Below are 24,104 nucleotides of genomic sequence, written 5' to 3' on the forward strand. Positions count from 1 at the left end.
GGAAACGAATGTCACGTAAGTTTGAACTTGTCTCTGATTATAAACCTGCCGGTGATCAGCCTGCTGCCATCGAGAAGCTGGTGGAAAACATTGATGCTGGGCTGGCGCACCAAACGTTACTCGGGGTTACTGGCTCGGGAAAGACCTTCACCATGGCGAATGTCATTGAGCAGACCAATCGTCCGACCTTAATCCTTGCCCACAATAAAACCCTGGCCGCCCAGCTGTATGGCGAAATGAAAGAATTTTTTCCCAATAACGCAGTGGAATATTTCGTTTCCTATTACGATTACTACCAGCCTGAAGCCTATGTGCCGACTACTGATACCTTTATAGAAAAAGATGCCTCGGTGAACGACCATATTGAACAAATGCGTTTGTCGGCGACCAAGGCGCTAATGGAACGCCGTGACGTGGTTCTGATTGCCTCTGTCTCCGCCATTTATGGTCTTGGCGATCCTGAATCCTATATGAAGATGATGTTGCACCTGCGCCGTGGCGACATCGTTGACCAGCGCGACATGGTGCGCACATTGGCGACTTTGCAGTACACCCGCAATGATCAGGCGTTTGAGCGGGGCACCTACCGTGTCCGCGGCGAAGTCATTGACATCTTTCCGGCAGAATCCGATGAAGCGGCGGTTCGGGTGGAAATGTTTGACGATGAAATCGAACGGATAAGTTTGTTTGAGCCCTTGACCGGACAGCTTCTGCAGGCAGATATCGCGCGTTTCACGGTGTACCCGAAAACTCACTATGTGACGCCGCGGGAAAAAATCATTGATGCCATTGACCATATAAAAGCAGAGCTGAAAGACCGCCGCGAGCAGTTTTTTGGCGAGAATAAGCTGATTGAAGAGCAGCGTATTCGCGAACGGACTCAGTTTGATATCGAAATGATGCTGGAGCTTGGTTATTGCTCAGGTATCGAAAACTACTCCCGTTATCTGTCGGGCCGGGCACCCGGTGAGCCGCCACCAACGCTGATGGATTACTTGCCGGACGACGCACTGCTTATTATTGATGAATCCCATGTCACCGTGTCCCAAGTCGGCGCGATGTATAAAGGGGACCGCTCGCGCAAAGAGAATCTGGTAGGGTACGGCTTTCGCTTACCGTCAGCGCTGGATAACCGGCCGCTGAAGTTTGATGAGTTTGAAGCCATCGCTCCGCAAACCATTTATGTGTCCGCTACGCCGGGAAATTATGAACTTGAACGCAGCGGTGGTGAAACGGTTGAGCAAGTAGTACGACCGACAGGCTTGCTTGACCCGATTATTGAAATTCGCCCGGTGGGCAGCCAGGTGGATGATCTAATGTCGGAGATCCGGATACGCGCAGAAGCAGGTGAACGCGTACTGGCAACAACACTGACCAAACGGATGGCTGAAGACCTGACCGATTATCTGGACGAGCATGGGATCCGGGTGCGCTACCTGCATTCCGACATTGATACCGTGGAGCGAATGGAGATCATCCGTGACTTGCGCCTTGGTGAATTTGATTGTCTGGTCGGCATCAACCTGTTGCGAGAGGGCCTGGATATGCCTGAAGTGTCGCTGGTTGCTATTCTGGATGCAGATAAAGAGGGCTTCCTGCGCGCTGAGCGATCACTAATTCAGACTATTGGTCGTGCGGCGCGTAATATTAATGGTCGCGCTATTTTATATGCAGACCGCATTACGGGCTCGATGCAGCGAGCTATTGACGAAACCGATCGTCGCCGTAAAATCCAGGTCGCATACAATGAAGAACATGGCATTACCCCGCTTGGGCTGAATAAGAAAATCACCGACGTCATGGATCTCGGTGGTGGAGCTGCTCGCAAACGCAAGAAAGAAGTGGCACGACTGAAAAAAGACTTGCCAGTGTATCGCAACAGCAAAGATATTCTGAAAGCTATCGCAGCTCAGGAAAAAGCCATGTACAAAGCTGCCCAGGACCTCGAGTTTGAAAAAGCGGCCAACATTCGCGACGAGCTGCACGAGCTGCGTGAACAGTTGAAGGAATATGGTTAATGAACAAAAGAGCAGGGGCCTTGGCGCTAATCTTTTCTCTGTATATAGGCAGCGCAATTGGCGACACGGCGCCGGCATCTGAAAGTAATGAGAACGGGAATCTTAGCCTTCCTCAAGATTGTTTTGATAGCGCAAATACGGTTGAACCCTGCCAGATTTTATATCGCTACGCCGAACTGCTGGGATTTGCCAACATTCCTGACTACGTAGGGTTTATTCAGAGCATAATCGCCGAAGGGCGCGGTGAGGCAGCGGTAGTCCCGTTACGTGACACTGCTGAGTTTAAGCGATTCATAGCGGTGATGAATAGTGATGAACGCCCCTCTGTAGCAATGCAACAGGAAATGGCTCAGTTCCTGTCCCACCGTTTCCAGGTGCTCGCCGATGTGCGCCATGCCCAGGATTGGGTATCAATGCAAATCCAGGAGGCTTTTTTTCTCCGCTTAGCGGATTTTAACGCCGGGCTTTTCCCCGAGCTTGATGAGCTTGCAGCGATCGAGGCTACTTTTTTGCAAGCGAATCCGCGCCTTCCTGAGGTGTTGCGTCAACTTAGTCCCTTGACGGAAGGAGAGGGTATACTTGTCGAGGGCGACGATCCTCCTGAGGTACTGTCCTGGCTGACGTCCTTATACGGCCTGGATGACGAGTACGCCACCCAGGCTTTACTGCTGGAACTGGTCAATCTAGATAGCTTTGGCGGCAATCCGTTTGATTTAATGCTGCTTGATCAACGGCCGGGAATAGGCCCTCTGCTCAATTTGCCGCTGGATAGCCCCATCGTGATGACGAAGGCACTGCAGGAGGATATCGCGCTGCTGCAACAAGCCAGCTCGACCGACACTGCGAACACGCTGCAAAATAGCCATTTTGATGAGCCATTCAGGATCAATAACTTACTTTCCTTACTGGCGTTTGCAGCAAGAGTGTCAGAGTCTCAACCACGTATTCCCTACGCGCGTTCAACTAGCCTGGTGGATTTGCATGTGTACCTTGAGACTGAGGTGTTTGCTCAATTGATGGATGAAGCCGGTGCTAGCGAGCATGCCGATGCCAGTATTGTGGCTACGATACTGGCTTTGCGCTCGGGAGCTAGCCTGCCCATAATGGGGAGTCGGCTGGTGCAGCTGGAAGATGTGCAAAGTGGCAATTATGCGGTGGTAGAACTGACGCCCTTTACCGGGCGTCTTGTCGACGTTCATGTGGCAGGGTATGAGAACAACGCAGCCTTCAGCCAGGCTGACTAAATTACCAGCAAACAAGTGCTCAAGGCGCAATTTGTTGTTGACAGCTTTTCGCCGATCTCTATAATAGCGCCCCGCAGTCCAGCGAAATATGGGTGGTTAGCTCAGCTGGGAGAGCATCGCCCTTACAAGGCGAGGGTCACTGGTTCGAGCCCAGTACCACCCACCATTTTGTGGCTGCAATTTAGACAAGAAATGCTGAGATACACCAAGATGGGTGGTTAGCTCAGCTGGGAGAGCATCGCCCTTACAAGGCGAGGGTCACTGGTTCGAGCCCAGTACCACCCACCAGCATTTCACATATCCCAGGCACGCCTCACAGGCGCTGCCATGACCTCAAGGTCGACCACGATGGGTGGTTAGCTCAGCTGGGAGAGCATCGCCCTTACAAGGCGAGGGTCACTGGTTCGAGCCCAGTACCACCCACCAATTTCTGTCTGTATTATTCTCGTTCTGTTCTATACCAATCTCGCGGCGCTTAATGGCTGTGGCAAAACCTATGCGCATTGGCGAGTTGACCGCTGAAGGGTGAAAAATCCTTTATCTCAATCGATATTATTGATTTTCATTATTAATGAGAACTATTATCATTAAAGATAGTCTATTAAGGTAATCAGGTATTGAGGAGTTGTCGGTATGCATTTCATGAATAAAACACTAACCTTTGCGGTGGTTCACTTCTGTGTTGCGTTTACCGTAACCTGGTTGCTGACAGGCAGCTTTGTACTTGGCGGACTGATCGCGATGATTGAGCCTGCGGTCAATACGGTCGCTTACTTCTTTCATGAGAAAGCCTGGGCCCGTTTTGGCGGCCAGGACCTGGAAAAGCCGGTTACACTTACTATTAAGTAACCGGCAGACGGAGAGGGGCTTAGTTCCAGTCGGTCAGCATGACTGCAGTGGGACGGTCATCTGATTGGCCGAGGTATTCGAACTCGAGTGAAATGGTACCGCCATCATTACTCATATCGACCAGTTGATCACAATTTATGTTCTGCGCACAAACAAAAGACTCATCCAGGAATAAATAGTATCCCTCATTATCTTCATCGATTTGGAAGGTATTATCATTGCGCAAGAAGACCCCGTCGAAGGAATAAACTGTACCCACTTCATCCTCGCTGCTATCCAGTATTTCAAGCAAACGATATTCGTGCATAGGTCCATCCTCCGGTGGTTCGGCGTAAGTAACCACTTCAATTCGCGCCGTTACTTGGTAACCCCAACGGAAAGTGAAATCTTCAATCCATGGCGCGGTAGTTTGTTGACCTGATTCGCGTTCTATGGAATAACCAAGTGAAGTAAAGAATGCTCCATTAAAGATCGCGGGTTGGCCATCAATAACGACAACTTCCCGAGTATAGGTATCGCCTTTTTCATCAGACGAATTGCAGCCAGTTAGCAGCACTGCCAACGTCAGACTGCTAACTTTTAGAATCAACGACAATTGAGGTTTGAGCATGACAACATCCTTATTTTGTTTAGGTTGTTTATCGTACTTTCGTGTTGATTAAATGTAAATATGTTACGTTTGGGATTTTTGTAAAGTGAGCGGAGAAAGCGGTCTGTAGCAGTAATAAACTCAGCTCTGTATTAAACACAACACGACCCTATACCGCGGTCCATTAGCGCTGTGGTAGACTATCGGCATTTGTACATTCACGTGAATCTCAAGGTTAAGTTTCTATGAGCATAGTCTCTCGTTTTGCGCCAAGTCCTACTGGTTATTTGCATGTTGGTGGAGCTCGTACCGCTCTTTATTCCTGGCTGGTGGCGAAAGCTGCGGGCGGTAAATTTATTCTACGGATAGAAGATACGGACCGCGAACGTTCAACTCAACCGGCGATTGATGCGATTCTTGAAGGTATGCAGTGGCTGGGGCTGGATTACGACGAAGGGCCTTATTATCAGACTCAGCGTTTTGAACGCTATCAGCAACTGATCGACCGTTTGCTTGACGAAGGCAAAGCCTATAAATGTTACTGCTCGATTGAGCGGTTGGAGAAAATGCGTGAAGAGCAAATGGCTGCAGGTGAGAAACCTCGTTACGACGGTGCCTGTCGCGATCAGGAAGAACAGCCGGGTAAGCCCTATGTTATCCGTTTTCGTAACCCGCAAGAGGGGTCTGTGATCTTCGATGACCATGTACGTGGACGCATCGAATTTTCCAATCAGGAACTGGATGACCTGATTATTGCGCGCACTGATGGCACGCCGACCTACAACTTTTGTGTTGTCGTCGATGACTGGGATATGGGGATCACTCATGTCGTGCGCGGCGAAGACCATATCAACAATACACCGCGGCAGATTAACATTCTCAAAGCACTTGGCGCGCCTGTGCCTGAGTATGCTCATGTATCGATGATTCTCGGCGACGACGGTAAGAAACTGTCAAAGCGCCATGGCGCGGTAAGTGTCATGGAATACCGTGACAACGGCTACTTACCGCAGGCATTGCTGAACTACCTGGTTCGGCTCGGTTGGTCCCATGGTGACCAGGAAGTCTTTTCGGTTGATGAGATGATTAAGTTGTTCAAATTGTCGGATATCAACAAGGCGGCCTCGGCATTTAATACCGAAAAATTGAACTGGCTGAACCAGCATTATATGAAGTCACTGCCCGCCGACGAAGTTGCCACCGAGCTTGCCTGGCATTTTAATAAGCTAGGGGTCGATACCAGTGACGGCCCAGCGTTGACTGACATTGTCAGCCTGCAGGCGGAACGTGTTAAAACGTTGAAAGAAATGGCTGAGATTAGTCGCTATTTCTTTGAGCAAGTGACTGAATTTGAAGCTGGTGCCGCGAAAAAGCATTTGCGCCCAGTGGCCGGAGCTGCTTTAGCGCTGGTTCGCGATAAACTAGCCGACTTGACGTCATGGAACCAGGACGGCATTCAGCAGGCCATTCAGGCTACCTGTAGTGAGCTTGATATTGGTATGGGTAAAGTTGGTATGCCATTACGTGTAGCTGCCACTGGCGGTGGTAATTCACCCTCACTGGATGCGACATTGGCTGCATTACCACAAGCAACCGTGGTGGCACGGATTAACCTAGCGTTAGAATTTATAAAAGCGCGGGAGGAGCAAAGCTAAAATGCCGAAAGTAAAAGAACTCATTAATAACAATAAGGAGTGGGCCAAGCGTAAGATTGAAGAAGATCCTGATTTCTTCAACCGCCTGGTCAATCAGCAAAAACCTGAGTACCTTTGGATTGGCTGTTCTGACAGTCGGGTGCCTGCAAATCAGATCGTAGGAATGGCGCCTGGTGAACTTTTTGTGCATCGGAATGTGGCTAATCAGATTGTACAAACTGACTTTAATTGCCTGTCTGTGGTGCAATTTGCGGTAGACGCCCTGAAAGTTAAACATATCCTTGTGGTCGGCCACTATGGCTGTGGTGGCGTGGCGGCGGCGATGGACAACAGCGCACACGGCCTGGTTGATAACTGGCTGTTTCCGATCAAAGACATTTTCCGTGAGAATCGGCGAGAGCTTGAAGGTTTGCCGTATGATCCGCGATTAGATCGCTTATGTGAGCTGAACGTCATCGAACAGGTACGTAACCTGGCCAAAAGTCACACTATCCAGGAAGCCTGGAATCGTGGTCAGGAGCTCACTATTCATGGCTGGATATACAGCGTAAAAGACGGCCTGGTTCGCGATCTTGACGTGACTATGTCGGACCGTGAAGGGGTAGAGCGGATCTACCATTTCGACTGTCCAAATGGTGATTGCTAACCAGCGACAGGGGAGCCGTTTGCGGGATCGTTTAGGTGAAAGAAAACTTGTCAAAACGCAGCTTTTTGATTGTTTTTGCGTCGAATTGTTAAAAAATTGACCGAATAGAAAGAAGTTACGAAAAAAGTATTGACAGTTTTTTAGTGACCCTTATAATTCGCCCCGCTGTCAGGGTAAAGCAATCGGTGAAGCGATTGTTTATCAGGATGGGGCTATAGCTCAGCTGGGAGAGCGCTTGCATGGCATGCAAGAGGTCAGCGGTTCGATCCCGCTTAGCTCCACCAAACCTGTCATAACTGAGTCCGGGTCCCCATCGTCTAGAGGCCTAGGACACCGCCCTTTCACGGCGGTAACAGGGGTTCGAATCCCCTTGGGGACGCCATCTTTTATGTGCCTTTGGCACTAAAAAGAAGATCTTGTGGTATGCGTGAGTGCGAGTAAAACAGCGCAAGGGCAACACAAGGTAAACGTGACTTAGTTAACAGCGATTGAAATTTTGCGTCCCCATCGTCTAGAGGCCTAGGACACCGCCCTTTCACGGCGGTAACAGGGGTTCGAATCCCCTTGGGGACGCCACTTTCAATATGAACAACGGCACATGCCGTGAGATTGGCCGCCGTGAGGCGGTGCCCCAGGGACACCGCGCCAAGCTTTGGCACGGCAATACCAGGGGTACGCATTCCTTTGGGGACGCCACTTTCAATATCAACAGCAGTCCAGGGTCCCCATCGTCTAGAGGCCTAGGACACCGCCCTTTCACGGCGGTAACAGGGGTTCGAATCCCCTTGGGGACGCCACTTCTTGAATTCATATCTATTTCTCTGTTTGAGCGTTGCCGTGAAGGCGTTGTCTTGAGGACACCGCGCTGAACCTTTGGCACGGCGGTAACAGGGGTTCGAATCCCCTTGGGGACGCCACTTCTTGAAATCTTACCTGCCACAATTCTTTTGTTTCAACATCCAAGTCGTTAAGTTGTTCGTATACAATGCCTTAAACCAAACAAGTTGAGTGAGGCGCAGGCATGGCAGTAACCCCCCCCGTAGCAGTAATCAGTGGCGCAAGCCAGCGACTCGGTCTACATATGACCCGATCGTTGTTAGCCAACGACTGGAAAGTGATAGTGCTGACACGCAGCTTCAGTGGAGAACTTGCTGCGTTAACGAATGACACCGCCACAGACCCGGATAAGTTAATTGGTGTTGAGTTTGATGCCCTTGATGACGCCAGCGTCAGCCACGCCATTGAGACTATCCAGCAGCACACTAAGCACATTGAGCTGCTACTCCACAACGCTTCTATTTATGAAAAAGACAGTGCCCATGAAGGGCAGCTGGAAGACTTTTACGACGCCCTTTATCAGATCCACATGAAGTTGCCCGCACGCCTCAATAGCAGCTTAAGCAAGCAGCTTAGGGAGAGTATTCTGGACCACGGCAATGTGATTCATATAACTGATATTTACGTCGATAATCCCAATGCTGACTATGCACTGTACTGCTCAACGAAAGCGGGCTCAGAAAACCTGATGAAGAGTTTTGCCAAGCGGCTGGCACCTAAGGTGCGGGTTAACGCCATACAGCCAGGGCCGGTTAAGTTTTTACCTGAGCATAGTGCGGGTGAACAATCTAAAGTCTTAGCAGAGACTCTGCTCGCGGTCGAAGGTGGATTCGAAGCATTGGAAAAGGCGATCTACGCTATCCTCGACAACCATTACATGACCGCCAGCGTGGTTCGTGTAGACGGTGGCCGCGCGCTGGCCTAGCTGGTGTCCCCATAAGGAAACAGGGTGAGTCGTCGAGCTGAGACTCTCCGCCGATCTCTCAGCTGAGGCAAGCACCTGGCGCACATAGGGTTCAGTAAAACACTTGAGGACGCTGGGGTTCAACTGACTTTGCTGGGCTAAAATATCGATATCAAGCGGTCGGTCTTTGATACTGCTTAGCGGATCGTTGCGGTTCCGGCCCAGGCTTTCCTCAAGCTCATTACACCAGGCTTTCAACTGCTCTGGTGTCCAGTTACTTTCAATCACGACCAGTGTATTGAGGAATCTCCGTTGACTTTCGATCGAGACCGGCTCGGTTTCAATTATTGGCCATAGTATTATCTGCGCAAACTGTGCTTGCAGTTTGTGTAGTGCAGTCTGCAAATTAGGGGTGGGTTGCAGATTACTGCCAAGTCCGAGGAAGTAGTAATAGCCTGCTGTCATTCGCTGGCTGCCTGTTCAGCGATAGCCCGCAATTGGGGCTCCATGATATCAGCAATGGCCTCCTGGGCCTGCAGGTTGGGGTGAATGCCGTCGCTTTGCATCAACCCGGGGTCAGTGGCAATATCAAGCATGAAAAAGGGCACCAGCTCGATATTATGCTGCTCGGCAATGTCAGCAAACAAGCTACGGAACTGGTCGGTGTAGCGTGGACCCATGTTGGGCGGAATTTCGATTTGGCTGAGTGCGACATGAATATCACGGTTTTGCAGATAGTGAATCATTTCGCTCAGATTGCTGCGAATACTGTCGATTTGGAATCCACGCAGGCCGTCATTGCCGCCGAGTTCAATAAAAACAGCGTCTGGTTGATGGCGTTCAACCACCTCGGCAAGGCGTCTTAACCCGCCCTGAGTGGTATCACCACTAATACTGGCGTTAATAATACTGTATTCTGGATAGTCCTGTTGCCAGCGGCGTTCGATTTCAGCGACCCAGGTGTCGGCTTGAGAAATGCCATAGCCAGCGCTGAGGCTGTCACCAAAAATTAAAAGTGAAACATTTGCGCTTGCCGGCCGTATAACCAGCAAAAGCACGAGCATTGAGCTGACATAAAGGAATTTTTTCATCATATGATTATTCAAACCACCGCTGTTTCGAAAAAAGTTGAGACCAGTGCAGGCCCACTCACTATTCTACACGCAATTACTCTTGCTATTAAAGCGGGTGAAAGCGTCGCCATTGTGGGAGCTTCCGGCTCAGGTAAATCCACTTTGTTGTCACTGTTGGCCGGGCTGGATATTGCCACGACAGGCCAAGTCCTTATAGATAACGAAAATTTAGGCGATTTGGATGAGGAGCAGCGAGCAAAAATACGCGCGGATAAAGTCGGCTTTATTTTTCAGTCATTTCTGCTGATTCCAAGCCTGACTGCACTGGAAAACGTCATGCTGCCCGCCGAGCTGGCCGGGCGTAAAGATGCCGAAGATCAGGCACGGGAATTACTTGGCAAGGTAGGCCTGGGTGAACGTTTAACCCATTATCCGAATCAATTGTCTGGTGGTGAACAACAACGCGTTGCTATTGCCCGGGCATTTATTGGTCAGCCTAAAATACTCTTTGCTGATGAACCAACTGGTAATCTCGATAGCACCACCGGGCATACCGTGGAGGCATTACTGTTCGAGATGAACAAAGCACATGGTACTACGCTGGTGATGGTCACTCACGACAGCACGTTGGCACAAAAATGCGATCGCGTGCTGGAGATGCAGGCAGGTGAACTGAAGGAGCAGTCAGTCAATGTGGCATAAAATATCCTGGCGTTTACTGCAGCATGAACTGAGGCGTGGTGAACTGACGATCATGGCTGCAGCCATAGCGTTGTCGGTTTGCGCCGTACTCTCGCTGTCGTTGTTTTCTGAACGTCTGCAGGCCGGTTTACTGGAGCGAAGCGCAGAATTCCTTGCTGCCGACCGGGTGCTTCGTTCGCGCGATGAAGTGAATACAGAGTGGCTGCAGCAAGCCAGCGACGAAGGCTTGCGCTGGGCACGCCGAACCAGTTTCAATTCAATGGCCTTTGCAGCCAATGATATGGCACTGGTCGATATTAAAGCCGTCAGCAGCGAATACCCGTTGCGCGGCCAGCTTGAAGTGGGCAATCAGGCATTTGCGGAAGGCGCGCCGACTGACGAGTTGCCTCAGTCCGGCGAAGCCTGGGTGGCGTCACAGCTTTTTCAGCGACTTGAATTAGCCTTGGGTGACACACTGGAAATTGGTAACAGCGAATTCACCGTGACTCAGGTTCTGACCCACGAACCAGATTCCGGACTGAATGTGTTTACTGACAGTCCAAATGTGTTGATTGGCTATGATGATCTCGCCGCGACGGGCTTGATTCAACCTGGTAGCCGGGTTAATTACCATTACTTATTTGCCGGCGACAACGCCGATATCGAACGTTTTGAAAGCTGGCTGCTGCCCCAGCTCGATGATGTGACTCAACGCTGGCAGGGAATCACTGACGGTGACACACCGCTGGCAAGCTCACTGCAGCGGGCTGAGCAATTTATGCTGCTGGCCAGTCTGCTGGGGGTGGTGTTAGCCGCCACAGCGGTGGCAGTCGCTGCTCAGCGTTATTGCCAGCGCAATTACGATGCGGTGGCCATTATGAAAACACTGGGTGGATCGCGCGGCCTGATTTCGCGTATTTTCACCCTCCATTTGTTGCTGCTGACGTTCTTTAGTATCGCCCTGGGTACGCTGCTGGGTTACCTATTGCAGGCTGGGGTGATCTACTTTGTCGCTGCATATCTTGAACAAAGTCTGCCGTCCGCTGGTAGTGGGCCGTATTTTCTGGCCATCGGAACGGGCTTGCTCTGTGCGCTTATGTTCAGCCTCTACCCGTTACTGCGACTGATCAAAGTACCGCCGTTGCGAGTGCTGCAACGTGACCTTGCGCAGTCGAGCTTGCGTGCCTGGCTGCAGTGGTTGATTGGTGGCGGCACTATTTATGTATTAATGGTGGTGTATTCCTCCAGCTGGTTGCTATCGGCAGCCTTGTTTGCCGGCGGCTCGATGGCGGTGCTGGTATTGCTCGGGATCAGTCGCCTGTTTATCCGTGCTAGTCGCACGGCAGGTATGCAGGCAGGCAGTAGCTGGCGTTTGGCAATGGCAGGAATGCAGCGTCGTGCCAAGCAGAACTCAGTGCAGATGATAAGCTTTGCCACCGCCCTGATGCTTTTCCTGTTGGTTCTGGCCTTGCGTAACGAGCTGCTTGCTGACTGGCAGAATCAACTGCCCGATGATGCGCCTAACTATTTTGTCGTCAATGTCGCCGATGACCAGGTTGCCGAACTGAACGCTATGTTTGAGCGGGAACAGATCTCGGCGACTGATTTGTACCCGATTGTACCGGGTCGGCTGATGGCGATTAACGATGAACTGGTGCGTGACGCGGTGAGCAAAGAAGAGCGTGATGCCAGCGAATTCCGCGAAGGTTTCGGCCGCGAGCTGCAGCTAACCTGGCGCGCTGATCTGCCACCGAATAATGACTTGACTGCAGGTGACTGGTTTAGCGAGGAAGAGACAGGTTCAGTCTCTGTTGAGTCGCAAGTAGCTGATCGACTCAACCTGGTCGTGGGTGACGAGCTGCGCTTCTCGGTGGGGGGCGACGAGTTTACTGTGCCGGTGAGTAGTATTCGTGAAGTCGACTGGAATACGATGCAGCCGAATTTCTATATGATTTTTGATCCGGCCACGTTGCAGACCAGTTCGGCAACTTACATTGCCAGTTTTTACCTGGCGCCCGAGCGAAGCGATGAACTCTATGAACTGTTTCGTAATTTCCCCCAGGTCTCGCTGATTGATGTCGATACCATTATTGGTCAGTTGCGTGAGGTTATAGAGCAGGTCTCGCTGGCGATTACCTTTGTACTGGTGCTGGTGGTCTTAGCGGGTGCTCTGGTACTGGTGGCGCAGGTACAGGCGACCCTGGAAGAGCGCGAAAAAGAACTGGTGATTCTGCGCACTCTGGGTGCTCCGGGCAAGTTACTGTCCCGGGCTGTGACTTATGAGTTTGTTATTTTAGGAGCGCTGGCGGGCCTCATTGCGGCGGTCGCCATGGAGTTATCAGTGTTTCTGCTGCAAACTCAGGTCTTTGCGATGCAACCCAGTATTCACTGGCGTTTCTGGATTCTGGGGCCGGTATTAGGCGCTACCATTGTTGCCTTATTAGGCAAGGCGGTTTGCGCCCGGCTACTGGCCCAGAATGCAGCGGGTCTGATCCGCCGGCTTAGCTGATGGCAGTGGTCGCTCGAGTTTACGCCTTGCAACATTGTTGCAAGGCGTCTCGCACGGTACTGTGGCGGAATTCAAACCCGTGTTGCTGGATACGCTCCGGAAGTACTGCCTGACCGGTCAGGATCATATCGGCCATTTCACCGAGCAAGGCCCGCATTACCACAGCAGGAACCCGCAACAGACAAGGTCGGTTGAGCACCCGGGCTAAGGTGCGGCTGAATTCTTCATTGCTGACGGGGTTGGGCGCCGTAGCGTTATATGGGCCTTTGCATTCCTCGTTATTCAGTAGGTAGAGAATGAGATCGACCATGTCGTCGAGGTGAATCCAGGACATCATTTGTTTCCCATCGCCAATCGGGCCACCTAAACCGAATTTAAATGGCAGGGCCATACGCTGTAAGGCTCCGCCATCCTGGGCCAGCACTATACCTGTTCGCAGCAGGCATACCCGGGTTTTGTCCGACTCGGCCTGTATCGCAAGGGCTTCCCAGTGGGCGCATAAACGATGGGTAAACTCATCGTGAACCTTGTGGCTGTCCTCGGTCACCGGCTCGCGACCCTGGCGACCATAGTAACCAATAGCTGAACCCGAGATCAGCACCCCCGGTGGCTGATCACTGGCTTCGAATAAGTGCGCTAATTGCTCAGTAATCTGCCAGCGACTCTGTTCAATTCGGCGCTTCTGGTCATTACTCCAGCGTTTGTCTGCAATGGGCTCACCGGCTAAATTGATCACCGCGTCAAACGGGTTGAGGTCGTTCAGCTCGCTGAGCTGGGTAATGACCTCTATATCATGGCCTAGTTTCTGATAGGCCTTGTTTGCGTTGCGGGTTAACACCGTTAACTGGTGCTGGTTGCGTAATTTTTTATACAGCGCTGTACCGATAAGACCGGTTGCGCCTGTTATTAATAGTTTCATGAACATGCCTATGTTGTTGTGCTCAGTGACTTAGTTCAAGTAAAGCAGCTTTTCGCTCACATTGCTCAAACGCATCAGCTTGAGTACACTGTTTTCATTGTCGTGCATAGCCAGGGCTTAACCTCAGTAAGGATTACGATGAACAACTCAGCTCAGATTACTTCGGCCGGAAAGATATTGTTTACCATGGCTGCCATTGTGGTGGTTTTGGCCGGCGTGCAGGCGGCCAGTGTCGTAGTAGTGCCGGTTTTGCTGGCGTTGTTCATAGCGATTATTTGTCACCCGTTGATTGAATGGTTTCACCGCCAGGGGTTACCGCGTTTTCTGGCCTTACTGCCGGTAGTCGGAGTTATTGCGATCATCGTTTTATTGCTGACAGGGTTGGTTGTACAGTCGGTCAACGAGTTTACCCAAAAGCTGCCAGAGTATCGCGATCGCAGCGCCGCCCAGTTTGAATGGTTAGTGGCGCAGGCTGAATCCTACAATATATCCCTCAACTGGGAACTGTTGCAGTCCCAGCTGGACCCGTCCCGCGCCATTAACCTCACCGTGAATATGCTCAGCGGTGTCGGTAACTTCATGGCCAGTTTCGTTATCGTGTTATTAATTATGGTGTTTATGATAGGCGAAGCGCGCATAGTGCCAGCTAAAATACGCCTTGCCATTAAACATCCGGAACGGACGATGGGCAATGTCGGTGCAATTTTGCATGCCATCAATAAGTACCTGGCACTGAAAACGCTGATCAGTTTGTTTACCGGGGTGCTGATAGGTTTCAGTCTATGGTTGATGAACATTGACCACTATTTACTCTGGGGCGTGGTCGCCTTTCTGTTTAATTACATTCCAAATATTGGTTCTATTCTCGCCTCAGTACCAGCGATAATTATGGCTTTGATCCAGTACAACCCCTGGATAGCGGGGGCCGTCGCGCTGCTTTATCTGGCGGTGAATGTCATTATGGGGAACATTATTGAACCGAGAGTGATGGGCCGTGGACTTGGCCTTTCAACCCTGGTCGTGTTTTTATCTTTATTGTTCTGGGGCTGGATGCTGGGTCCCGTCGGTATGCTGCTGTCGGTTCCTTTAACCATGGTGGTGAAGATAGCCTTAATGGAGAGCGATAGTACGCGTTGGCTGGCAATTGCTTTGGCTGGTGATGAAATTCTGAGAATGGCCGATAACGAAGAAGGAAGCGGGGCTGCAGGTCTCGAAAATACACACGTCATGGCTGAACCGGCGGAAACGAAAAGGCAGTAAAGCCAGGAGCTAACCTAGTGTCGAGTAACATGGTCCCGGAAAATACCGTCTCAAAAGGACGGTCTGCACAGAACAGCCGGGTTAAAACAGGGCCGGATGTATTCCGCCAGCGGCAGTCGGATGTGCAGAACGATGCGCGCCTTGCCAGCATGCGCAATGCTCCGCGCGCTGAACTGACACGGGTCACCAATGATCAGATCAACCGTATTGGTCCGCCACCGCCAGCCATCAATCAGGGAGCCTCGATGGAAAGCGGTGTCAACAAGCCCCGCGGAGTCGGGGCCGTGGGTAACCTGATAGACGCCTGGGCCTAGCAGGCGCCGTCTTATGTACTACTTGATGGTAGCTGCTTTCATGTCGCCGATAAACTCAGCAAGACTTGCCAGCATTGCCGTCTTGTCATCCAGATGCTGTTCAATCCGCTGAACCACCGCAGAGCCACTGATAGCGCCGGCCGCCCCAGCCTCAATAGCCTGGCGAACGTGCTCTGGCGCTGAAATCCCGAAGCCAAGTACCGCCGGCGCGCCTCCCTGTTGCTTGAGGTAGTTAATAAGCTTGCCCGCGGGTAGCTGAAGCGTAGCATTGGCACCGGTCACACCGGCACGACTAAGCAGGTAGATATAACCCTGGCTATGGGCCGCAATACGCTGCAATGTCACCGGAGTTGCGTCAGGTGGAGCAATAAAAACCTGCGCGATATGGGCTTGATTAGCCGCCTGTTGAAAGATTTTGCCTTCCCGCACTGGGATATCAGCCGCCAACACTGAATCCACCCCATTTTCCGCACAGCGCTGGTAAAAGTGCTCGCGCCCCTGGGCCATAATCAGGTTGCCATAGACCAGCAAGCCAATTGGAATGTCGGCGTTGTACTGGCGAATACGTTTGAGCAAAGCAAAACACTTATCGACGGACATCTTCGCCTGCAGCGCCCGGATCGATGCACGTTGAATGGTCGGGCCGTCGGCGACAGGGTCAGAAAACGGAAAGCCCAGCTCCAGTGCATCGGCACCATTATCAATCAGTGTTTTTATAATCGCTTCACTTTGTTCAAGATCCGGGTCACCTAAAGTCACAAACGGAATAAAGGCACCCTGGTCGGCTTCACTCAGGCGTTTGAACATCGCTGCGTAGCGCTCACTAACAAAGGGTGACTGACTCATTTCGATGCCTCCTGGCTGGCAAATATTTTACGTACATGATCAATGTCCTTGTCGCCACGGCCGGATAAGTTAACCAGCAAAATTTGTGGCTCTTTACTGGCTTCAGCGACCTTGATGGCATAGGCGAGGGCGTGAGCACTTTCCAGCGCGGGAATAATCCCTTCATGGGCACTTAGCAATTTAAAAGCCTCTAACGCTTCATCGTCAGTGACCGAGACATATTGGGCGCGGCCGGTGGCGTGCAGATGAGCGTGTTGAGGGCCGACCCCGGGGTAGTCAAGCCCGGCTGATACTGAATACGACTCTTCAATCTGACCTTCATCGGTCTGCATTAAAAACGAGTAGCACCCGTGCAACAGGCCTGGTTTTCCGGCGCTCAGCGTAGCACCATGCTGCATCGAACTAAGCCCTTTGCCGCCCGGCTCGACCCCCGTTAAACGAACCTCACGTTCGTTGATAAAGTCGGCAAACATGCCAATTGCATTGGAGCCGCCACCAACACAGGCAATCACTTCGTCTGGCAGGCGCCCGGCCTGATCGATTATCTGTCGTTTCGATTCCTCACCAATCATACGGTGGAATTCACGCACAATGGTCGGGAAGGGATGAGGCCCAGCGGCGGTACCAAGTAAATAATGCGTGCTTTGATAGCTTGCAGTCCAGTCGCGCAAGGCTTCATTAACTGCGTCTTTGAGTGTGCCACTGCCACTGTCAACGGGCACCACCTTGGCCCCCATCAGCTCCATGCGGAAGACATTCGGCTGCTGGCGTTCAACATCCTTTTTGCCCATATAGATAATGCATTCAAGGTCGAGCAGGGCGCACGCCAATGCAGTTGCTGTACCATGCTGACCGGCGCCAGTTTCGGCAATAATACGGTGTTTACCCATGCGTTTGGCCAATAATGCCTGTCCGAGCACCTGATTGGTTTTGTGGGCTCCGCCATGCAGCAGATCTTCGCGTTTCAGGTAGATCTTACTGCGCCCGGTGCGGGGCAGGTTGCGGCACAGGCTTAGTGGCGTTGGACGACCCAGATAATTCTTCAACAGGTCGTTAAATTCAGCACGAAACAAGTCGTCATGCTGAGCGTCAATAAACGCCTGCTCGAGCTGGTCTAGTGCAGGTAATAGAATTTCAGGTACGTACTGACCACCAAACTCTCCGAAATAAGGGTCCAGCTTTTTGTCTTGACTACTCATGAGTTGATGTCCTTTGGGCTAAGCGAAGAAGGTGTTTGAGCGGAACTGCGAAAATAATGACTCAAACGGGTGAAGACTAAATTAAGTGCGGCTGCATCTTTTTGACCAGGCTTGTATTCCACCGCTGAGTTTAGATCCAGCCCCCGACAGCCAGTTGCCATCGCATCGCGGGCGTTGTCAGCACCAATACCGCCAGCTAGCAGGCATTGCTGGCGCTGGGTTTCGGTCAGGGTATTCAGTTTTTGCCAGTCAAATGACTGGCCACTGCCACCGCGGCCATTGTCGAGCACCAGACGCTCCACTGGCCAATTAAAAAAGTCCGTTGCCTCTTGGCTGGCCATGTCGACGGCATACCAGAGGGCGGTGGTCGTGGGGAGTTGCTGGCGGACTGCTTCGACTACCGCAAGGGGTTGCTGACCATGCAGTTGAATAGCGCTCAATGGCAGTGACTGAGCTAACTGAACGATATCGTTCACTGCATCAGTGGTCACCACAGCGACATAATCCAGCGCGGGTACTTGCTGGCAAATGCCTTTGGCCTCGGTCACAGTGAGTTGACGGGGCGAGCCTTCGGCGAAAATAAGACCGCCGTAACGGGCACCCGCTGTTGCCGCCATGAGCGCGTCGGCAGGCGAGGTAAGACCGCACACTTTATGCTCGCCATAAATTAGTTGGCGGCAGGCGCGGTCAATATCGGCCTGGGCGGTTAAATGGCTACCGACCAGAAAGCCGTCGACGAAAGCGCCGAGAGCGCGCACCTGGCTGTGTTCAGTAATACCGGATTCTGCAATCAGCAAGGCTTCTTTCGGCGCGAGTGCGGCCAGACGCTGACTGCGATTCAGGTCAATACTGAGATCATGCAGGTTGCGATGATTAATGCCAATAACAGGCGCGTTTAATGCCGCAGCCCGGTGCATTTCTGCTTCCGTACTAACTTCGGTTAGTACCTCAAGATCGAGCTTGCCAGCCAGGTCACTTAAGGCTCGATAGTCGTCATCATCAAGTATTGAGAGCATCAACAGTACCGCGTCAGCACCAAAGTAGCGGGCAAGATACAACTGCAGCGGCTCCACGATAAAGTCCTTGCACAGGACCGGAATTTGCACTTCGCGGCTGACCGCCTGCAAATAAGCAAAGTCTCCGTCAAAGTAGTCAGGTTCGGTCAGTACCGAAATTGCCGCGGCATGAGGCTGATAGGTCCGGGCGATAGCAACCGGATCAAAGTCGGCCCGGATCAGACCTTTCGATGGCGAGGCTTTTTTGCATTCAAGAATAAACCCTTTGTCGCTACGTCGTAACTGGCCTGCGAGGCTTCGACGGGGCCGCTGCTGTTGTTGAGTTGCCTGATACAGCCCGGCCTGGGAATACACCTCTGCCAGCTCAGCAATACGCTGGCGACGCTGAGTGACTATTTGCTGCAGAATACTTGGCTGCTGCGAGTTAGTTGCTGACCTGTTCATAGTGCAACTCCGTATTGCATGTGTTGCAGGTGGGTTGCCACGGCGCCGCTATCGATGTGCGTCAGCGCTTCCTCGGTCGCGTCTTTAAAGTTGTCGGCACGGCCCGTCATATGAAGCAGAGCGGCCACGTTCATTGCAATCGCATGACGATGCGCTGACGGCCCTTCGCCACGGAATACTTCGTTCAGCAAGCGGGCGTTCATATTCGCATCGCCGCCCTTAAGGTCACTGACCGGGGCGGGCGAAACACCAAAATCAGCCGGTGTGAGTTCATAGCTGCTTACGTCAGCACCATTCACTTCCACCACTTTGGTCGGTGCATGCAGTGCCAGCTCATCGAGACCGCTCCCGTGCACCACCATGGCCCGCTTACAACCGAGAAGCTGCAAGGTCTGCGCAACTGGTTCGCACAGTTCAGGCCGGTATACGCCGAGCAATTGTACATCGGGCTGGGCCGGGTTTATCAGCGGCCCTAACAGGTTAAACAGGGTCCGTGTTTTCAGTTCCTGGCGCGCCGGCATAGCGTGTTTAAAGCCAGGATGGTAATGGGGGGCAAAGAGAAAACAAAAGTTGTAATTATCGAGCATGCTACGCGCTTCATCGGGTGGCCCATCGAGCGGTATTTTCATCGCTTCCAGCACATCGGCTGAGCCCGAACGAGAGGACACGCTTCTATTACCGTGCTTAGCTACCGCGACGCCCATACTGGCAGCGACAACAGCGGCGGCGGTGGAAATATTGATCGTATTGGAGCCATCACCGCCAGTGCCGCAGGTATCGGCAATGGTATAGTCAGGACGAGGGAAAGGCTTAGCCGCCCGGCGCAATGCCTGTGCGGCACCAGCTATCTCAGCTGGAGTTTCTCCACGAATTTTCATCGCCAGCAGCATGCCAGCGATCTGTGCGTCGGTCATCCGCCCCTGGATCAGGTAGGAGAACATGGTGTCTGTCTCAACCTGGTCGAGTACTTCACCGTTTAAAACCCGGGCTAGTTGTTGCATGTCAGACGCTCCGCTTGAGTAAGTAAAAAGTTTGCTGTGGCGTGTAATAGGCTGCTGCCTTGAGTAGTCATAATCGATTCCGGATGAAACTGATAACCAATGCAGGCGTTTATCTGATCATAGGCGGCCATCGGGATGTCATCGACCTGCGCAATAACAGTCAGTGACTCGGGCACTTTCACTGCCTGCAACGAATGGTAACGGGCGATCTGCAGTGGTGAGCCAAGGCCGGCAAAGACCGGATGCTCGCTAAGCTGCATTAAACTGGTCTTGCCGTGCATGACCTGTCGGCTGCGTCCAACTTCACCGCCAGCCTGGTGAACCATAGCCTGGAAACCGAGGCAAATGCCAAGCACCGGGAAACGGCCGCGACACAGCTGCAGCAGATCAAGCAAGCATCCAGCGGCACTGGGGTGGCCGGGACCGGGTGACAGGCAAAGCATAACTGGCTCGTTAAGGGCTGCTTTTTCCATGTGCCGGAAAATCTCGTCGGCACTCAACTGGTTGCGATAGACCTCAAGACTAAAGCCAAGTTGGGCCAGTTCATCGACCAGGTTGTAGGCAAAACTATCCTGATTATCGAGAAGAAATATACGACCTTTGTGTAGGTTCATGTCAGTTGGCCTCCCTGTTGACTGCGGCGAATGGCATTCAGTACTGCCCGGGCTTTGTTTTCAGTTTCGTCGGTTTCTGCGCTCGGGTCTGAATCATAGACAACCCCGGCTCCAGCCTGCACCACTGCCATTCCATCGCGAACCAGGGCAGAGCGGATAACAATGCAGGTGTCCATGTCCCCATCGCCGTTAAGGTAACCGACCGCACCGCCGTAACTTCCACGACGTTGTTGTTCGACCTGGCGGATCAGACGGCTGGCACTAAGTTTCGGCGCGCCGGTCAGGGTTCCCATATTCATACAGGCGCGGTATGCGTCCAGCGCATCCAGCTCAGGGCGCAGTTGGGCGACTACCCGTGAGACTAAATGCATCACATGTGAATAGCGGTCCACCTGCAACAGGTCCGCCACGTAGCGGCTACCGGTAACTGCGATACGTGCCAGGTCATTTCGTGCCAGGTCCACTAACATCATATGCTCGGCCAGCTCTTTTTGATCATTGCGCAGCTCAAGTTCAATTCGTGAGTCTAAATCCGCGCTGACGTTACCCTCTTTATCTTTTCCGCGTATACGAGTACCTGCAATGGGGTAAAGCTCGACCTGATTGGTCGCGGCTGTATATTTGAGAGCAGATTCGGGCGATGCACCGAAAAGTTCGAAATCCAGGGTTTTGAGGTAAAACATGTAGGGGCTTGGGTTTTCAACTTTGAGCTGCTGGTAAGCGGCGAGCGCATGTGGGCAGGGTAACTTAAATTCGCGGGACGGTACCACCTGGAAAATATCACCAGCGACAATGGATTCTTTAAGTGTTTCAACATGACGGGCAAAGGTTGCCCGGTCCGGCGTTGCCTGAATGGTTGCTGTCGTTTCGCTGGTCACCGGGCTGACTGGCTTTGGCCGTTGTAAACGGGCACTTAGCTCACCCATGCGCTGGTACAGCCGTTCCTCGCGTTGCGCCATATTGTCGCCGCCGATCAGTGTCGCGATAAGCTCAGTACGCTGCGCCTGGTGATCCATGACAATCAGGCTTTCGGCAAAATAGAACTGATAATCGGGGCAATTGTTATGGCCAGCACTGACCGCGGGTAAATCTTCGAAACTGGCGATCAGGTCGTAGCCAAAGACGCCGCCGAGAAACACTGCAAACGGGTGCGCTCGGGTGCTTTCTAACTGTTGTAAAAGGCGCAGTGGGGTCAGGTTTCCCGGAGCCTGCAATCGGGCATCCTCATTCAGGTGAATGGGGGCTTGCGGACACTGGATGCTCAGCTCGGTACCGTTGCGCTGAAGCTTAAACTGGTCGCCGTGCTGCTCCAGTAGTTGATGTTGAAGATAGTCGAGTAACGGCATGCCATTGTCACTCAGTGCGCTGACTTCAACCTGCAGCCCGTCACAGCGAATACGCAGCGCAGCATCCACCATCAGCAAACTTTTCAGGTTTTCTTTTGAATCGACCTCGGCGGACTCAAGTAAGAGGTGCTCCCCGTCCTTAGTGGCTAGTGTATTTAGCACGCTAAGGGGTTCGGCCTGATAGTCGAGGCGAATAGAAATAGGTTCTACAAAACCAAGTTGTATATCTTTTGCCGGCTGCATCGTATTTTCCCGAATCTAATAAGTGATTGTCGTCGCCTGCCTCTGCCGGGCTCAATAAAAAAGCCCGCAAAGGTTGCGGGCTTTTTTATTGATTTTCTTTTCGTTGCTGACGCTAGGCTCTGGTTGGCGCTAACGTGCTTGGTTGCAGACAAAAAGATAACAACAGCACCCGCATAGTTGCGTGATGCCACCACCAACGGTTAGGTTGGTTGTTATGCACTGTTGTTGAATCGATTTGCATGATTTTCATCGCGAATCCGCTTTAGTCTGCTGAAAATTTCCTGAGTACGAATCAGGAAGTTGTCTATATTGGCTATACCTTACCCACGGAGACTGAGGCTGTCAATACTGAATGGATGATTAAACAGGCGTATACGCGTATGATAGCGGAATGAAAATTGATTTACATATGCACAGTACTGCGTCGGATGGCAGCCTGACGCCTGGCGAGTTGGTTGAGCGTGCACACAACCTCCATGTTGAGGTGATCTCAATAACCGATCATGACAGCGTGGCCGGGATTGCAGAAGCTCGTCAACGGGCGGCCAAACTGACTGGCGGCGTGGTCCCCCAGATAGTGACAGGCATCGAGCTTAGTAGTCGTTGGCAGGGGCATGAAATTCACGTTTTGGGTTGGTGCTTTGATCTTGACAACAAAGCGCTAACTGAGCTGATAGCGGCTCAGCAAAGAGCACGTCAGGAACGGGCTGAGCAGATGATAGACAAATTGAGTAAACAGCAGATTGATGAGGCTTGCTTGCAGCCAGTGCGGGCGCGGCAGGACAACGTTGACGAGGTGATTACCCGTAAGCATCTGGCCGATGCACTGGTCACTGGCGGTTATGTTGCGACCGTAGATGAAGCATTCAAACGCTATTTGGGCAAAGGCAATTGTGCGTATGTGGCGCCTCAGTGGTGTAGCCTGGAGGATGCGGTTGGCGCTATTCAGGCGGCCGGTGGTGTTACCTCGCTGGCCCATCCATTGGCGTATCAGTTAAGTAGTAAATGGCTGAAACGATTGCTTGCTGCCTACAAAGATGTTGGCGGCGAAGCGCTTGAGGTGGCTAGTGGTCAACAGGCGCCACAGCAACGCTTGCAGTTAGCGCAGCTGGCAAATGACTATTCGCTGATGAGCAGCGTAGGTTCTGATTTCCATGGCCCTGGCCGCTGGCGCGAGCTAGGCCGTAATTTGAGTTTGCCGGATGGCTGCCGACCCGTTTGGCAGCACTGGGATCTGAGTACCTTAGTTAGGGATCAAAGGCATTAAGTTTATGAGTGAATACCTGTACATTCATCCGCAAGACCCACAGCCGCGTTTAATTAAACAAGCAGTCGAAATGATCCGGCAAGGCGCGGTAGTGATTTATCCGACTGACTCTGGCTATGCGATTGGTTGCCAGATAGGCGATAAGAATTCGTTGATGCAGATTTGCCGGATTCGCGATATCGATAAGGACCATAATTTCACCTTAATGGTACGTGACCTGTCGGAACTCTCGGTGTACGCGCGGGTTGATAATCAGGCGTTTCGTTTGATTAAGAACAATACGCCGGGGGGGTATACTTTTATTCTTAAAGGAACCAAAGAGGTTCCTAAACGGCTATTAAACCCAAAACGTAAAACCATAGGTTTGCGGGTGCCGGCGAATCCAATAGCGCAGGCATTGTTGGCTGAATTAAATGAGCCTTTGATGTCGACCAGCTTAATCTTGCCAGGCAATGAAATGGCGGAATCAGACCCGTATGAAATTGAACAGCGCTTAGGCAATCAGGTTGGGGTGATCATTGACGGTGGCCATATTGGCGAGCAACCGACCACAGTAATTGACATGGCCGATGGCGATGTTAGCGTGCTGCGGGAAGGGCAGGGCGACCCGGGTCCTTTTGCGGATTAACA

At 52.0% G+C, this 24,104-nt stretch carries 21 protein-coding genes, 7 tRNA genes and 1 pseudogene; 19 read left to right on the forward strand and 10 right to left on the reverse strand.

Translation table 11 applies throughout. From position 1 onward, the window contains the following. Positions 1–8 precede the first annotated feature (8 nt). From uvrB to CWE14_RS07350, 6 genes are all read left to right on the forward strand, one after another. Positions 9–2,018 (forward strand): excinuclease ABC subunit UvrB, encoded by a 2,010-nt coding sequence (uvrB, locus tag CWE14_RS07325; protein WP_126798789.1) that lies wholly within the window; start codon positions 9–11, stop codon positions 2,016–2,018. Further along, the gene (locus CWE14_RS07330; RefSeq protein WP_126798790.1) at positions 2,018–3,262 is read left to right on the forward strand and encodes a hypothetical protein; all 1,245 of its coding nucleotides are present in this window, start codon (positions 2,018–2,020) and stop codon (positions 3,260–3,262) included. Before uvrB ends, CWE14_RS07330 begins: the two co-directional genes overlap by 1 nt. A 90-nt stretch (positions 3,263–3,352) precedes the next feature. After that, a tRNA-Val gene (locus tag CWE14_RS07335) sits at positions 3,353–3,428 on the forward strand. Positions 3,429–3,474: 46 nt separating this feature from the next. Beyond that, positions 3,475–3,550, forward strand: a tRNA-Val gene (locus CWE14_RS07340). Between the two features lie 62 nt (positions 3,551–3,612). Continuing rightward, a tRNA-Val gene (locus tag CWE14_RS07345) sits at positions 3,613–3,688 on the forward strand. Between the two features lie 216 nt (positions 3,689–3,904). Continuing rightward, entirely contained in the window at positions 3,905–4,111 is a 207-nt protein-coding gene (locus tag CWE14_RS07350) for a DUF2061 domain-containing protein (protein ID WP_126799096.1), read from the forward strand. Positions 4,112–4,130: 19 nt separating this feature from the next. On the opposite strand, the gene CWE14_RS07355 is transcribed toward CWE14_RS07350, so the two are convergent. After that, positions 4,131–4,721 carry a DUF4377 domain-containing protein gene (locus tag CWE14_RS07355; protein WP_126798791.1) on the reverse strand — a complete coding sequence of 197 codons (591 nt, stop codon included), beginning with the start codon at positions 4,719–4,721 and terminating at the stop codon, positions 4,131–4,133. Positions 4,722–4,945: 224 nt separating this feature from the next. Between CWE14_RS07355 and gltX the strand changes: the two genes are divergently transcribed. From gltX to CWE14_RS07390, 7 genes are all read left to right on the forward strand, one after another. Beyond that, positions 4,946–6,355, forward strand: a complete 1,410-nt coding sequence (gltX, locus tag CWE14_RS07360) for a glutamate--tRNA ligase (RefSeq protein ID WP_126798792.1) — start codon at positions 4,946–4,948, stop codon at positions 6,353–6,355. A gap of 1 nt (position 6,356) precedes the next feature. Then, the gene (gene can, locus CWE14_RS07365; RefSeq protein WP_126798793.1) at positions 6,357–7,001 is read left to right on the forward strand and encodes a carbonate dehydratase; all 645 of its coding nucleotides are present in this window, start codon (positions 6,357–6,359) and stop codon (positions 6,999–7,001) included. A gap of 208 nt (positions 7,002–7,209) precedes the next feature. Continuing rightward, positions 7,210–7,285: transfer RNA gene (locus CWE14_RS07370), tRNA-Ala, on the forward strand. 22 nt (positions 7,286–7,307) lie between these two features. After that, positions 7,308–7,383: transfer RNA gene (locus CWE14_RS07375), tRNA-Glu, on the forward strand. A 118-nt stretch (positions 7,384–7,501) separates the two neighbouring features. Beyond that, positions 7,502–7,577: transfer RNA gene (locus CWE14_RS07380), tRNA-Glu, on the forward strand. Between the two features lie 145 nt (positions 7,578–7,722). Continuing rightward, a tRNA-Glu gene (locus tag CWE14_RS07385) sits at positions 7,723–7,798 on the forward strand. A gap of 224 nt (positions 7,799–8,022) precedes the next feature. Further along, complete coding sequence (locus CWE14_RS07390; RefSeq protein ID WP_126798794.1) at positions 8,023–8,763, forward strand: SDR family NAD(P)-dependent oxidoreductase; 741 nt, start codon at positions 8,023–8,025, stop codon at positions 8,761–8,763. A 135-nt stretch (positions 8,764–8,898) separates the two neighbouring features. On the opposite strand, the pseudogene folK reads toward CWE14_RS07390, so the two are convergent. Both folK and CWE14_RS07400 read right to left on the reverse strand, forming a co-directional pair. Further along, positions 8,899–9,207, reverse strand: a pseudogene (gene folK / locus CWE14_RS14885) (2-amino-4-hydroxy-6-hydroxymethyldihydropteridine diphosphokinase); the annotation flags it as partial. Next, entirely contained in the window at positions 9,204–9,836 is a 633-nt protein-coding gene (locus CWE14_RS07400) for an arylesterase (protein WP_241972348.1), read from the reverse strand. The gene CWE14_RS07400 and the pseudogene folK, both read right to left, overlap by 4 nt. Between CWE14_RS07400 and CWE14_RS07405 the strand changes: the two genes are divergently transcribed. Continuing rightward, positions 9,837–10,517, forward strand: coding sequence for an ABC transporter ATP-binding protein (locus CWE14_RS07405; RefSeq protein ID WP_126798796.1), 681 nt, complete (start codon positions 9,837–9,839; stop codon positions 10,515–10,517). It abuts the gene before it with no gap. Then, positions 10,507–13,005 (forward strand): ABC transporter permease, encoded by a 2,499-nt coding sequence (locus tag CWE14_RS07410; protein WP_126798797.1) that lies wholly within the window; start codon positions 10,507–10,509, stop codon positions 13,003–13,005. The genes CWE14_RS07405 and CWE14_RS07410 overlap by 11 nt, the downstream gene beginning before the upstream one ends. A 19-nt stretch (positions 13,006–13,024) precedes the next feature. On the opposite strand, the gene CWE14_RS07415 is transcribed toward CWE14_RS07410, so the two are convergent. Next, positions 13,025–13,924: a TIGR01777 family oxidoreductase gene (locus CWE14_RS07415; RefSeq protein ID WP_126798798.1), complete on the reverse strand. Its 900-nt coding sequence runs from the start codon at positions 13,922–13,924 to the stop codon at positions 13,025–13,027. A 138-nt stretch (positions 13,925–14,062) separates the two neighbouring features. Here CWE14_RS07415 and CWE14_RS07420 point away from each other — a divergent pair, with 138 nt between their 5' ends. Further along, entirely contained in the window at positions 14,063–15,184 is a 1,122-nt protein-coding gene (locus CWE14_RS07420) for an AI-2E family transporter (protein ID WP_157981793.1), read from the forward strand. A gap of 17 nt (positions 15,185–15,201) precedes the next feature. Further along, positions 15,202–15,498: a hypothetical protein gene (locus CWE14_RS07425; protein WP_126798799.1), complete on the forward strand. Its 297-nt coding sequence runs from the start codon at positions 15,202–15,204 to the stop codon at positions 15,496–15,498. An 18-nt stretch (positions 15,499–15,516) separates the two neighbouring features. On the opposite strand, the gene trpA is transcribed toward CWE14_RS07425, so the two are convergent. The 6 genes from trpA to CWE14_RS07455 are packed head-to-tail and all read right to left on the reverse strand — an operon-like array spanning position 15,517 to position 22,207. Next, positions 15,517–16,344, reverse strand: a complete 828-nt coding sequence (trpA, locus tag CWE14_RS07430) for a tryptophan synthase subunit alpha (protein ID WP_126798800.1) — start codon at positions 16,342–16,344, stop codon at positions 15,517–15,519. Then, a complete protein-coding gene (trpB, locus tag CWE14_RS07435; protein ID WP_126798801.1) occupies positions 16,341–17,543 on the reverse strand; it encodes a tryptophan synthase subunit beta in 1,203 nt (400 codons plus the stop codon). Before trpB ends, trpA begins: the two co-directional genes overlap by 4 nt. Beyond that, positions 17,540–19,003, reverse strand: a complete 1,464-nt coding sequence (trpCF, locus tag CWE14_RS07440) for a bifunctional indole-3-glycerol-phosphate synthase TrpC/phosphoribosylanthranilate isomerase TrpF (RefSeq protein ID WP_126798802.1) — start codon at positions 19,001–19,003, stop codon at positions 17,540–17,542. The genes trpB and trpCF overlap by 4 nt, the downstream gene beginning before the upstream one ends. Further along, positions 19,000–20,004 (reverse strand): anthranilate phosphoribosyltransferase, encoded by a 1,005-nt coding sequence (gene trpD, locus CWE14_RS07445; protein WP_126789816.1) that lies wholly within the window; start codon positions 20,002–20,004, stop codon positions 19,000–19,002. The genes trpCF and trpD overlap by 4 nt, the downstream gene beginning before the upstream one ends. Next, entirely contained in the window at positions 19,992–20,618 is a 627-nt protein-coding gene (locus CWE14_RS07450) for an anthranilate synthase component II (RefSeq protein ID WP_126798803.1), read from the reverse strand. The genes trpD and CWE14_RS07450 overlap by 13 nt, the downstream gene beginning before the upstream one ends. Beyond that, positions 20,615–22,207: an anthranilate synthase component 1 gene (locus tag CWE14_RS07455; protein WP_126798804.1), complete on the reverse strand. Its 1,593-nt coding sequence runs from the start codon at positions 22,205–22,207 to the stop codon at positions 20,615–20,617. The genes CWE14_RS07450 and CWE14_RS07455 overlap by 4 nt, the downstream gene beginning before the upstream one ends. Positions 22,208–22,598: 391 nt before the next feature. On the opposite strand from CWE14_RS07455, the gene CWE14_RS07460 reads away from it, so the two are divergent. Together CWE14_RS07460 and CWE14_RS07465 are read left to right on the forward strand one after the other, a co-directional pair. Next, positions 22,599–23,474 carry a PHP domain-containing protein gene (locus tag CWE14_RS07460; RefSeq protein WP_126798805.1) on the forward strand — a complete coding sequence of 292 codons (876 nt, stop codon included), beginning with the start codon at positions 22,599–22,601 and terminating at the stop codon, positions 23,472–23,474. 4 nt (positions 23,475–23,478) lie between these two features. Continuing rightward, positions 23,479–24,102 (forward strand): L-threonylcarbamoyladenylate synthase, encoded by a 624-nt coding sequence (locus CWE14_RS07465; RefSeq protein ID WP_126789812.1) that lies wholly within the window; start codon positions 23,479–23,481, stop codon positions 24,100–24,102. Positions 24,103–24,104 lie beyond the last annotated feature (2 nt).

Source organism: Aliidiomarina soli, from assembly GCF_003986975.1.
GTDB lineage: Bacteria > Pseudomonadota > Gammaproteobacteria > Enterobacterales > Alteromonadaceae > Aliidiomarina > Aliidiomarina soli.